Source organism: Rubripirellula reticaptiva, assembly GCF_007860175.1.
Classification (GTDB): Bacteria; Planctomycetota; Planctomycetia; order Pirellulales; family Pirellulaceae; genus Rubripirellula; species Rubripirellula reticaptiva.
Map to the genome: position 1 here is coordinate 744,022 of NZ_SJPX01000004.1, position 12,300 is coordinate 756,321.

The window sequence follows — 12,300 nt, forward strand, 5'->3', positions numbered from 1 at the left end:
ACGTACGCTATTATGCTTCAACCGTCGACTCCTCCTCCTGTCCATTCCGCTTCCTGGACGCGTTTCTCCCGCGCGTGAAAACTCTTGTCAGACCTGTCTCAGTGGATCGGATGGTTGTTGGCGGTGACCGTCGTCCCGCCGATGGTGATTTGCGTGCTTGTCCTGTATCCGGTTCGCTGGTTCGCTGTTTGGTTGGGGTTGATGGCGCCGATGAGCGGCCATAGCACCCATACTCGCGTGACACCGCTTGGCGGCGGCATCGGCATTTGGATGGGGATTGTTGGGACGTTCGCGATTGGCACGTTGGCCGTTGCTTTTGCTCGGCATGCACCCGAATGGCAAGCCAGGATGCCGGCTGCGATGGTTCCGCTGTTAAACGGAGTGTGGTCCAAGGCTGGTCAGTTGTGGGCAGTGCTAGGTGCTGGCACGGTCTTGGCGATCCTTGGTGTGACGGATGATCGTCGTGGCGTGAATGAATGGGTTCGTTTGGCGATCGAGTTCGCGGTCGCGGCGTTTGTGGTGTACGCGCTCGACTTTGGCTTGACGGCTTTTATCGGTGTCGCGTGGCTGACCAATTTGTTGTCGGTGATCTGGATTGTTGGGTTGATCAATTCGTTCAACATGCTGGACAACATGGATGGGCTAAGCGGTGGTGTCGCGGCGATCATTGCCGCAACGATGGCGGTCGTGATGTTAATGACACCGGATCCAGGAACGTCGCGGCCACAGTTCTTTGTGGCGGCTCTGTTGTTGGTCGTACTGGGGGCGTTATTGGGGTTTTTGTGGCACAACCGTCCGCCTGCGAAAATCTTCATGGGTGATGCGGGCAGTTACTTGGTCGGATACTTGATCGCGATCTCAATGTTGATGGCGACGTTTTCGGGTGACGGCCAAGCGCGTCCGCATGCCGTGCTCGCGCCGCTGTGTGTGATGGCGGTTCCGCTTTACGACATGATCACGGTGCTCTGGATTCGGGCTCGTGAGGGACGCAGTTTGTTTGTCGGTGATCGCAGTCACTTTTCGCACCGTTTGGTCGACTTGGGGTTGAGTCGGACTCAAGCGGTATTGACGATTTACTTGGTCACCGGGACCTGCGGTTTGGCTGCAATCGTGCTGACTCAGGTCAGTGTGATCCAGGCGGTGATGGTGCTTGGTATCGTGGCTTGCATGTTGCTGTTGGTCGTCATATTGGAATCGACCGGATGGCAGAAGGACGACGAGTGAATTCCGTTTCGGCCTGGGGCCAAGTCGTTGCACTCGCGATTCTTGCGGGCGTGGCTGTGTATGTCGGCTATCACCCCAGCGACAGTATTGCGGTCGAACAGGGCGATGGGCTTTGGTTCTCGCTGATGGGAATCGCGATCGCAACCGTGGTGGCTGCGACTCGGCCATCGCCCGCCATCGCACTGGATCGGTTGGACGGTTTAGCGATCGGCTTAGCCGGTTGGATGATGCTGGCCGCGTTGGTTACGACCGGCGGATTTTCTTTTTATGGGAGGCCGCCGATTGGCAGTTTGCGTGTCGCAACGAACGAAGCTTGGTTGTGGGTTGCGGGTGCCGCGATCTTGGTTGCCGGACGCCGATTGTTCGCCCAGGTTGAGGTTCAGCGAGCCGTGTTGGCGATCGGCGTCATCATCAGCATGGGGTTGGCCGTTCACGGATTGCATCAACAATTTGTGTCGCTGCCAGCCAATCGAGCGGCCTATCAGCAGGATCCGGATGCGGTTGTTCGGATGGCGGGAATGGACGCCGCGGCGGGCACGGCCGAGCGAATGAGGTTTGAGAATCGTTTGTTTGACGGTGGCCCGTCGGCAACATTTGCGTTGGCAAATTCGTTTGCGGCCGTGCTGTTGGTTGGCATTGCGGGCGCGGCGGGCGTGATTCGTTTTCGTTTTTCGCAGATGCCGATGTGGCGTCGGTGGATATGGGGTGCGGTCGTACTGATTGGCGTCGCAGCAATGATCGCGGCGCGCAGTCGGTCGGCGACGTTAGCGATGGTGATTGCGATCGGATGGCTGTGGTTGAGTTCATCTGGATGGTTGTCGGCGGCTTCTTCACGCGCTGCACTGCAGCGGCGAGTGGCTCTGAAAGGCTTGGCGGCAATCGCAGTGGTCGCCATGGTTGGCGGCGCCTGCGTGGCCGTGTTTGGAAATCGTGAATGGATCGAAGCCGCGCCTGCATCGCTGGCATTTCGGTTCCAGTACTGGCGAACAACGTTGCAGATGGTGGCCGATCATCCGCTGTGGGGCGCCGGACCGGGCAACTTTCAGTCGTTGTATGAACGGTACCGCGAGTCGACGGCAACCGAACAGATATCGGATCCCCACAACTTTTTTTTCGAAACGCTTGCTAGTGGCGGATGGGTCGCCGCCGCAATTCTGGTCGCGATGGTTGTTGTTGGCATTCGATTGAGTTTGCGGAAGCCACCATCAGTAGGCAACGCTGCAGAAGATGGAACCGCAAGTGCTTCGGTGCAACCAGTTGCTGTTGGTGCGGCGGTGGGATTTGTGTTGGTGTGGATGATTGGATTTGCCAGTCGATCGGTTCCCGACTTGGACGCTAGCTTGGTGGTGGTGCCGTTTGCGTTGGCGTTGGCCTGGTTTGCGTGGCCGGACGCGATGCGGCTGTCGCGGTCGGCGGTTCACACGATTGCCGTGTCCGGATTGCTGGGCCTGATGGTCCACTTGTCCGTGGCGGGCGGTTGGACGGTGCCAGGCGTCGCGGTCTGGATTTGGATTTTGGCGGCGATGACGACAGGCACGATCGGTCGGGCCGATTTAGGATCGGAATCATCTTGGATCCGTCGCTGGGCGTTGCCAGTGGGATGTGTGTTATTGATGGTTGCGATGTACGTCATGTCGCTGCGTCCGGTCGGTGCCGAGAAACGCTGGTTGGCGACTGCCGAGTTGGCTCAGGCCACCGGGCAAATCGGCAGGACACGAGTCTCTTTGGAGCAAGCGGCAGCCGCCGACGGTTGGGCCGTGACGCCGAGGCTATGGCTGGCCGATTTCTATCTCTGGAAAATGATTCTGAGCGACGAAGCGGACGGAGACCGCGACGAGACACGCCGGCGGTGGGCTGAAATGCTGGAGGCGGCCAAAGTTCGGTCGGGCGAAAATCCGTCGGTCTATCGGCAAATCGGCGTCGCCCAGCTGCACCTGTATCAGCGGTTTGGCCGTCCCGAGGATCTGCAGGCGGCTGAAAAGACATTTGCGGACGTTGTTCGGTGGAGTCCCGCGAATCAGTGGGCGATGGCTCAGATGGCCGAAATCAAGCGCGCTGTCGGCGATTCCCAGGCCAGCCGCGAATTTGCCGATCAAGCGAAAAGACTATCCGAATTGGGCGGCAATCTCGAACGGGCGTTGTATCTGCAGTCGATCTACGTCGTTCGTCCGATCGGCCGCGAGGTTCAGGGCGGTCCCGTGCGAGCACGGGCGGACCAGTTGCTGGGTTTGGTTCCCTAGCTGCACCATCGCCGTTCAGGCGTTTCCTGTCCCCGCCTGCCCCAAGGAAGGGCGGGGGATGCTATTCGATTTTGACCGCATTGGGAGTAGAACCGGCGAGGGTCGAGATGCGTAGAGACAGCCACTCATCGTTTTTGTTTCATCGGGTTTGACAATGAAGAATTTCTGGATTTTCGTGCTTCTCTCCGCGGTCGCCGGTGCAACGGCGGCTTGGGCGATCAACCACAAGCGATACGGATACCGTGATTCGGCGTTCGGTCCCTTTGTCGTCAATGGTCAGGTGACGACCGAGAATGTCGAGAGATTTATCAGCCTGAATGAGGTGACGACTGGCGAAAAAGTCGGCCGAGTCGAGATTGACGGCGATCTGGAATACGATTTCGGCGTCATGTCGCCCGGCGATGAGGGCAGCAAAGTCTTCAAGATTCGCAACACTGGCGGAGGCCCGCTCAAATTGCGAGTCGGTGCTTCGACGTGCAAGTGCACGATTGGCGAACTGAATAAAGAAGCGTTGGACCCGGGCGAAGAAACGGAGATCAAGCTGAGTTGGAAGGTGAAGTCGGGCGAGAGCGAATTTGGCCAATCCGCTCAGTTGTTGACCAATGACCCCCGGATGGTTGCGATCACCTTGAAGATCACCGGAAAAGTAATCGAGGAATTTCTGTTGGTGCCTGACGCATGGTCGGCGGGCGAAGTTGCGACAGGCGATCCGATCGAATTTGAGGGTTCGTTTTACAACTACACCGACACCAAGATCAAAACCAAAGATGTTCGCTTTTCGAGCGAGACGATGAACGAGTTGGCGGAATTCGACGTTCAGCCGCTCGAACCGTCGGAGTACGCGGCTGGGAATGGTAATGCGATCCAAGGTTTTCGCGTCGTCGTGAAACTGAAACCTGGCATGAAGCAGGGAAATTTCTCGCAAAATCTGATGGTTGGTTTTGTCGATGACGATGAGTCGGCGGACGTAACTGATGCAGAAAGCGATACGGACGCGAATGATGCAGCCGAAGATGGCCCAAAGAGCGATGGCCTTGTTGACGGTCAGCGGTACCTTACGATTCCCGTTAGCGGTCGAGTGGTTGGGACGCTGCGGATGCTTGAGAGCAGCAAGTTGACGCTCGAAGGTGGCGAATACGTCTACAACTTTGGTCGAATTGGTCCGGACGACGACCTGACGGCCCGCGCGTTTGTTGTGCTAAAGGGTAAAGAGCGTGACAATACGACTTTAACGATTGGGGAAACAAAGCCCGATGGCGTCGTTAAGGCAAAGCTGGGGGAAGCTAAGGGCCGTGGCTCGATGGTTTTGTATCCGCTAGAGATCGAATTGGTCGCTGGTGACAAACTCATCTCACGTCTCGGTAAAGATCGAAGCGACTATGGTTCGATATGGATTGAGTCGGACAATCCGAAAGTATCGAGAATGCGGGTCGTGCTTAAATTTGCTATCGAGGGTCGTTAGCAATCGGAGTGTCAAAAGCTGGATTGGTTCGCAATGTTTGAAATGAAATTTTGGTCGAGCAATTCAACTTTGGCAGGTGAACGTGGGTCGGTGGATTCCGATGCTTGCGGGCGGCGTCAGATTAGTGAGTGTCGTCGACGCTGGCTTAGGCGGCTGATTGCAACGCAAATGCTCGGTCTCGGCAGTGCCGCAGTGATCGGTTTGGCCGGATGTGCACCGCCGGCGCCCGTTGCCGAGAAGCAGATGTCGGTTGGTATGCCGACGGGGCAGTCCAGCGACCCAGGCGTGCTGACGCAAACGGAAATTCAGCCGCCGCCGCTGGTGGGAGTCGACCGAACGACCGCCAAAACGGTCTCAATGCGATTTTCGCCTGCCCCGGATGTTTCAACGGATGCTAGCGAAATTGGTGCCCGGGTAGATGTCGCGCCTGAGATTTCGGCGAAGTCAATGACCGAGACGCTTGAATCGATCGAATCGATCGGTGTGGCTGATTCGGTTGGCCAAGATGCTTATCAAGACTTCGTGCTCGCCGTCCAGCGTCCTAAACCGATCGCTAAGCCGGTTGGGCCCCCGGAGTTGATTCCAACGCCCGTTGGAGAGCCGGATCCTAAGATGGCAAAGCCGGAAAGTCCTAGCGTTGAACCAGCAGCAGAGCCCATCGCCGCGCCGGCGGTCCCGGGGATGAAACCCGCCGAGCCAAATGTTGACCCCAACTCCAAGCAAGGCGGTTCGGGCAACCCCGCGGCGCCGATGGCGTCGGTGGCCGGCAATTCGCCCGTTATTAATTCAAAATCGGATCCGACAGTGTCGCCTGCGATTGCCGATCCGAAGAGTGCTGGTGAATCGATCGGAATCGACGGTCCCGAGGACTACAAGACTTGGCAGCAGCCCACCGTGGCTTTGGTCTTTACCGGCCAGCAGCATGGCTACATCGAGCCCTGTGGATGCACGGGACTTGATCGTCAAAAGGGCGGCGTGGCTCGGCGATACACGTTTATCGATTCGCTGGCTAAACAGGGCTGGAACTTGGTTCCCATGGATGCTGGCAACCAAGTTCGTCGGTTTGGAAAGCAAGCCGCGATCAAGATGCAGCAGTCGGCTCGCGCGCTCGACGAGATGGGGTATCAGGCCGTCGGTTTCGGGCCTGACGACATTCGTTTAGGCGTTGGCGATTTGCTAGCGCTAGCGGCCGAGAAAGAAATGTTTGTTTCGGCCAACGTGGTGCTGTTCGACCCCGAGTATTTGCCGGTGATCAAGATGGTCGAGAAGAACGGAATCAAGATCGGCGCGACTAGCATTTTGGATCCCGACTCGATGGAAGTTGCCCCCGACGATGCGATGCAGGTTGGTGATCCGGCTGAAACGCTGGCGGCGGCCGCGAAAAAGTTGGCTGCTGAGTCACCGGATTTCAGTGTCTTGTTGTTTTTTGGCAAAGAAGAAAACGCTCGGGCCTTGGTTCGCAAAGTGCCCGGTTTTGACTTGGTCGTCGCGGCCGGCGGCTATGGTGAACCGACGTATCAGGCTGAATCCATCGAGGGCTCGGACACTCGCATCATCGTGACTGGCGACAAGGGCATGTATGCCGGGTTGGTCGGTTTGTATTCGGATGGACCGATGAAGTACGCGCGAGTCCCTTTGACGCATGAATACGCCGACGCGCCAGAAATGCGAGCCGTCATGAAGGACTACCAAAACCAGTTGCGAGATTTGGGGCTAGGCGGACTGGGCCTGTTGCCGCCGATCAAGCACTCGTCGGACCAAAAATTTATTGGCAGCCAGGCGTGTGGTAAGTGTCACACCAACGCTTTTGATATTTGGGAAAGTTCGGCGCACGCTGAGGCCACGGAGCATCTGGTGCATCCGCCGAAAGAACGCAGCGATATTTCGCGGCACTTTGACCCCGAGTGCATCAGTTGCCACGTGACGGGCTGGAATCCGCAAGACAATTATCCGTACGAAACCGGGTACTTGTCGTTGGAATTGTCACCGCACTTGACTGGCAACGGTTGCGAAAACTGTCACGGGCCTGGATCGGGGCACGCCGCTGCCGAGCAAGAAGGCGCGGATGTTACGATTGCACTGCGAGACGAGCTGCGTGATTCGATGAAATTGCCGTTGGAAAAAGCTCGCGAGAAATGCATGACCTGCCATGACCTGGACAACAGTCCCGATTTCCATGCTCCCGATGCATTCGAGGACGTGTATTGGCCAGAGGTTGAGCACTATGGGGTAGACTGAGCTTCATGACCACAGAACCGACAATCTTGCTCTCGGGTACTGATCCCGATCTGCCTCGTGACCTCCCCGCTGGAATCGGGCGTTACTCGCGTTTACGCGAAATGGCTCGCGGCGGCACGGGGCTCTTGCGTTCCGCGTTTGATCCCGTCACGGGCCGAACGGTAGCGATCAAGTCGCTGTTGCCGGAAATGAAAAAGGACCGTGCCGAACGCCGCCGGATGCTGCGTGAGGCCCGTATCACGTCGCAGCTTCAGCACCCCAACACCGTTCCCGTTTACGACATCGGTGACGACGAAGCCGACGGAATCTACTTTGTGATGAAGCGGATTTCGGGCGAAAATCTGTTCGAGATTCTAAAGCGGATCGCGCGCGGCGATGAAGAAACGATCAAGCGATTTCCGACGCTGCGTCGTATCGAAATTCTGATCGGGGCCTGTCAAGCGCTGGCCTACGCCCATGCGCGCGGCGTGATCCACCGTGACGTCAAACCCGAGAATATCTGGGTGGGGAACTTTGGCGAAGTCATTTTGCTTGACTGGGGTGTGGCCAAGGTTTGGGGGCACGCCGATGACAACGAACCGATCCGCCAAAGCGTCTTGAAGCCGCGTGTCGATCCCGATCACGAGGGTTCTGCCGAGCAGCGAATGACTACGTTGACAGGCGGCGGCCAACGCCCCGGCACGCCCCTGTACATGTCGCCCGAGCAGGTCGACGGAAACCGCGGGATCGATGAACGCAGCGATATTTTCAGTGCCGGTGTTTGTCTGTACGAATTGCTGGCGATCCGTGAGCCATTCCGTGGGGCGACGATTGACGAAACGTTCGACAATATCAAACGCAAACAGGTTCCTTTGCCGTCCGAGCGATCGCCAGAACGTGATATTCCCGAGGGAGCGGACGCGATCACGGATCGCTGCATCGCAAAGCATCCCAGTCATCGTTATCAGTCGATGCGAGCCTTGATTTCGGATCTTCGCGATCTTCGCTAGTCGGCGGCATGCGAAGGCTGAGATTGAGGCAGATTTTCGAAGACTTTGTGCGACGACAGCAATTCGCTTTTTCGTTGCCGCAAATGGTATTTTGCCATTCTCTAATTCTCTGTTCGGTAGCTGCTGAACCCCGATTTCGCCATTGTGCTTTTATTGTTGATCGATTTGCGGGCAAAAATCGTGTTGGAAATCATGGCAAAAAGTAAAATCCTGAGACTTTGGCAGCGAAACGTGCCAAATCCGCCTTGCCCGAAATGGACGGATCGGTACACTCTGCCCTTCCGGTTCACGGCCATGCGGTTTCGTGTCGTCGTGATGCCCGGAAGTCGCGAGTGAAATAGCTCGCGGTTAGCCAGCGTAGCTCAGTTGGCAGAGCAGCTGATTTGTAATCAGCCGGTCGCGGGTTCGAATCCCTCCGCTGGCTCTTGTTGAGAGCCTTTTCGACAGAAGTGAATAAGAAAAAGAGATAGGCGACGAAGAACACAACGAAGAAATAGAAACGTTCAAGGGGGTTTGCCCGAGTGGTTAAAGGGGGCGGACTGTAAATCCGCTAGCTTTGCTTACACAGGTTCGAATCCTGTAGCCCCCACTTGTAGAAGTTTGAAGAAAGAAGGGTGAAGTGTGGAATTTCACTCTTCACCTTTCTCTCCTCAGGCTTCCACCGCGGGTGTAGCACAATGGTAGTGCAGCAGCCTTCCAAGCTGAATACGAGGGTTCGATTCCCTTCACCCGCTTCGGGGAGAGGTTGCAGGGAACGGGCTACGGGGGGACAGGGAAACTGTTGTCCGTAGTCTGTTCCCTGTTGCCAGTTCTCCGCTGCTGTAGCTCAGTGGTAGAGCACTTCCTTGGTAAGGAAGAGGTCATGGGTTCAAGTCCCATCAGCAGCTTTTCTGCGTTTGCCCGCTGGGCGGCGTCGTGAGGCGGTGGCGACGGAATCGGGTTCTGCAATTTTGCCCAGCTGATTAGACGGGCGATTGCGGAAAGTCGTCGTTTCCGCGACAACAGTGATACCAGCGTTGTTAGAACGCGAGACCGACTCAGTCCGGTGTCGTGTTGCCCGGTCGCCGATTCAGGCAGATTTGGGAGCAAAGCGAGTTGGCTGAGGAAGAAAAAGTATTCAGTCGCGGCTCATGGTGGGTCGCGAAGAGTTTGTAATTCGTTTTGATACCTTGTTGAACGAGCTTGGCGATTGCGGCTGAGTTGATGACGAGTCCCCGTGGGTGTGAACACGGTCGTTGTGAATTCGGGCTGGTTGGGGCGTATCCTTGATCAGTAGTGGCATTGCCGGGTGCAGGTGAATTAGAAAAATGGCTAAAGAAGCTTTCAATCGGACCAAGCCCCACGTCAACGTCGGGACCATCGGCCACATTGACCACGGCAAAACCACAACGACTGCGGCTATCTTGGCCGTCCAAGCTGCTAAGGGCCTTGCCAAGGCAAAGAATTACTCGGACATCGCCAAGGGCGGTACCGTTCGTGACGCAACCAAGACGGTTACGATCGCTGTTGCACACGTTGAGTACGAGTCGGACAACCGTCACTACGCTCACATTGACTGCCCCGGCCACGCCGACTTTATCAAGAACATGATCACCGGTGCCGCCCAAATGGACGGTGCGATTTTGGTGGTCTCGGCAGCTGACGGCCCGATGCCGCAAACCAAGGAACACGTGCTTTTGGCTCGCCAAGTTGGTGTGCCTTACATCGTCGTTTACTTGAATAAGTGTGACCTCGTCGACGACGAAGAGTTGCTGGAATTGGTCGAGTTGGAAGCACGTGAATTGCTGTCCAAGTACGACTTCCCCGGCGACGACGTGCCTGTTGTCCGCGGTTCATCGCTTCCTGCGTTGACCAACCCATCGGACCCCGAAGCATCGAAGTGCATCTCGGAGTTGATGGACGCACTTGACTCGGCGATTCCTGAGCCTGTTCGTGAAGACGACAAGCCGTTCTTGATGGCAATCGAAGACGTTTTCTCGATCGAAGGTCGGGGAACCGTTGCGACGGGTCGTATCGAGCGTGGTGTGGTCAAGGTCGGCGAAGAAGTCGAAATCATTGGGCTCAGCGAAGCTCCAGTGAAGACGATTTGCACCGGTGTTGAAATGTTCCGCAAGGAAATGACCGAAGGTCGTGCTGGTGACAACGTTGGTTGCTTGCTTCGCGGTGTTAAGCGTGAAGACATCCAACGCGGTCAAGTTTTGGCAAAGCCGAAAAGCATCATGCCTCACACCAAGTTCGAAGCCGAGGTTTATTGCCTCAGCAAGGACGAAGGCGGCCGTCATACGCCGTTCTTCAGCGGCTATCGTCCTCAGTTCTACTTCCGTACTACTGACGTGACAGGTACTGCGAATTTGGTCGGTGCTGAAATGTGCATGCCTGGCGATAACGTTCGCGTTACCGTCGAATTGCATAAGCCGATCGCAATCGATGACGGCGTTCGCTTCGCAATTCGCGAAGGCGGCCGTACGGTTGGTTCGGGCGTTGTGACCAAGATTGTCGAGTAATTGATGGGTGGGGTCGACGAAAGTGGCCCCGTCAGCGAGACTCGTGAGATAGCGAGACTCGAAGATACTGAGAAGAAACGATCAATGCTCAATGACCAGCGTTCAACCGTAAAGTTTGGACGTTGGTCATTGTTATTGAAGGTTGATCGATAAGCGAATGTGGCTTTGCCGGCCGGGTTTTTCCCTGTCGGAATCGTCGCGGAGGAGTGTAGCTCAATTGGCAGAGCTCTGGTTTCCAAAACCAGCGGCTGGGGGTTCGAGTCCCTCCACTCCTGTTTTATAAGAAAATTGCAGCGGTTGACCACGGATCGGTCAGCCGGAAAGAAACCCAATACCTCACGTAGGAGTCGACGGGTGTCCCGAGACATTGCCTCTACTAATAGCGTTCCCTTAACAAGCGAACTGTTTAGAAATTCGGTTTACAAGCCAAACCAAGGGCGAATTGTTCGTCAGTTGACGGCGCTTGCGATCTGGGTTGTGGCGGCGCTTGGGTGCTGGTCGCTTTACGGTTCGCTTCGCGGTGGGCTGGATTCCGGTTCCGTCTTGGTTCCGGCGATTCCCGCAGTGTTGTTGGCCGCCGGATTGTGGTTCGGGTATCGCGTGGTCAACTGGCCTCGATTTGCGGACTTTTTGATCGCAGTCGAAGCCGAGATGAACAAGGTGACCTGGCCTAGCAAGGACGAGTTGATCCGGGCATCGATCGTTGTGATCTTGACGATCTTTTTGTTGGCGGTTGCTTTGTTTTCGTTCGATGTGTTGTGGCAAGCAATTTTCAACTTCCTGGGCGTGACCAGCTAGCTTGCTCCCGACCTCCTTTTGAAGTGCTTTGGTGTTGCCGCGATTCGGTGGTCGAAGCCTTCTAGATTTTACTGATTCCATTGTCGCCAACGGTGAGACCGTGAACCAAGCCGATACATCTGACGATTCGCAAGATCCCCAGCCCGATGAATCGCTGGTGATTGATTCGGCCGATGCTTCCGCACCGGCGCTTCCACCACCGGCACCTGTCGATCCAAAAGCACCTGCCAAGCCGCCCGTCGATGACGAGGCGCCGATGCACTGGTACATCTTGAAGGTCGCATTTAACCGCGAAGATTCCATCGCCGACGCGCTGCGCAAGCGTGTCAACATGGAAGGAATGACTGACGACATCGGCGAGATCGTTGTTCCCAGCGAAGACGTGGCAACATTCAACCGTGATGGCAAACGCCGCATCAGCAAGCGAAAGCTGCTGCCGGGCTACATCATGGTCTACATGCGAATCAACGATGACACTTGGTTCTTGGTTCGCGAAACCGGTGGGATCAGTGACTTCACCGGTGCGGCTGGAAAGCCGATGCCGATGGAGCCTGGTGATATCGAGCGATTCATCAACCGGCCCCTCGTCGACGACGAAGAAGAGGCGCCAATCAAGATCGGAATCCCATTCAAGGTGGGCGACCGAGTGCGAGTCAAGGAAGGCAATTTCGAAAACCAAGAAGGCGACGTCGACACTGTCGACGAAGCGAACGGTCGAATTACAGTGATCATTAATATCTTCGGCCGAAGCGTGCCGATGGAACTTGATCACTGGCAAGTCGAGCCACTGTAAGAACGAGGGATTAGGTGTTAGGTTCTAGCGTTTAGGAACACAAACCAAGACC

The 12,300-nt window shown here is 56.3% G+C and carries 8 protein-coding genes and 5 tRNA genes; all 13 read left to right on the forward strand.

Annotated elements, in window-relative coordinates; translation table 11 throughout:
* Positions 1 to 84: 84 nt before the first annotated feature.
* The 13 genes from Poly59_RS19875 to nusG all read left to right on the forward strand — a co-directional run bounded on the left by Poly59_RS19875 (position 85) and on the right by nusG (position 12,248).
* Positions 85 to 1,224, forward strand: a complete 1,140-nt coding sequence (locus tag Poly59_RS19875) for an MraY family glycosyltransferase (protein WP_246151783.1) — start codon at positions 85 to 87, stop codon at positions 1,222 to 1,224.
* Positions 1,203 to 3,464 (forward strand): O-antigen ligase family protein, encoded by a 2,262-nt coding sequence (locus tag Poly59_RS19880; protein ID WP_146535834.1) that lies wholly within the window; start codon positions 1,203 to 1,205, stop codon positions 3,462 to 3,464. Before Poly59_RS19875 ends, Poly59_RS19880 begins: the two co-directional genes overlap by 22 nt.
* Positions 3,465 to 3,618: 154 nt before the next feature.
* Complete coding sequence (locus Poly59_RS19885) at positions 3,619 to 4,926, forward strand: DUF1573 domain-containing protein (RefSeq protein ID WP_146535835.1); 1,308 nt, start codon at positions 3,619 to 3,621, stop codon at positions 4,924 to 4,926.
* A 33-nt stretch (positions 4,927 to 4,959) separates the two neighbouring features.
* Positions 4,960 to 7,164, forward strand: coding sequence for a multiheme c-type cytochrome (locus tag Poly59_RS19890; RefSeq protein WP_146535836.1), 2,205 nt, complete (start codon positions 4,960 to 4,962; stop codon positions 7,162 to 7,164).
* Positions 7,165 to 7,169: 5 nt separating this feature from the next.
* On the forward strand, positions 7,170 to 8,153 hold the full coding sequence (locus Poly59_RS19895) for a serine/threonine-protein kinase (protein WP_146535837.1): 984 nt from the start codon (positions 7,170 to 7,172) through the stop codon (positions 8,151 to 8,153).
* Between the two features lie 351 nt (positions 8,154 to 8,504).
* Positions 8,505 to 8,577 (forward strand) — tRNA-Thr (locus tag Poly59_RS19900).
* Positions 8,578 to 8,660: 83 nt separating this feature from the next.
* A tRNA-Tyr gene (locus tag Poly59_RS19905) sits at positions 8,661 to 8,742 on the forward strand.
* A 74-nt stretch (positions 8,743 to 8,816) separates the two neighbouring features.
* A tRNA-Gly gene (locus Poly59_RS19910) sits at positions 8,817 to 8,887 on the forward strand.
* A gap of 81 nt (positions 8,888 to 8,968) precedes the next feature.
* Positions 8,969 to 9,040: transfer RNA gene (locus Poly59_RS19915), tRNA-Thr, on the forward strand.
* Positions 9,041 to 9,460: 420 nt separating this feature from the next.
* On the forward strand, positions 9,461 to 10,657 hold the full coding sequence (gene tuf / locus Poly59_RS19920; protein ID WP_146535838.1) for an elongation factor Tu: 1,197 nt from the start codon (positions 9,461 to 9,463) through the stop codon (positions 10,655 to 10,657).
* Positions 10,658 to 10,859: 202 nt separating this feature from the next.
* A tRNA-Trp gene (locus tag Poly59_RS19925) sits at positions 10,860 to 10,932 on the forward strand.
* A gap of 79 nt (positions 10,933 to 11,011) precedes the next feature.
* On the forward strand, positions 11,012 to 11,455 hold the full coding sequence (gene secE / locus Poly59_RS19930; RefSeq protein WP_146535839.1) for a preprotein translocase subunit SecE: 444 nt from the start codon (positions 11,012 to 11,014) through the stop codon (positions 11,453 to 11,455).
* 154 nt (positions 11,456 to 11,609) lie between these two features.
* Entirely contained in the window at positions 11,610 to 12,248 is a 639-nt protein-coding gene (gene nusG, locus Poly59_RS19935) for a transcription termination/antitermination protein NusG (RefSeq protein ID WP_146536112.1), read from the forward strand.
* The last annotated feature ends 52 nt before the right edge of the window (positions 12,249 to 12,300 follow it).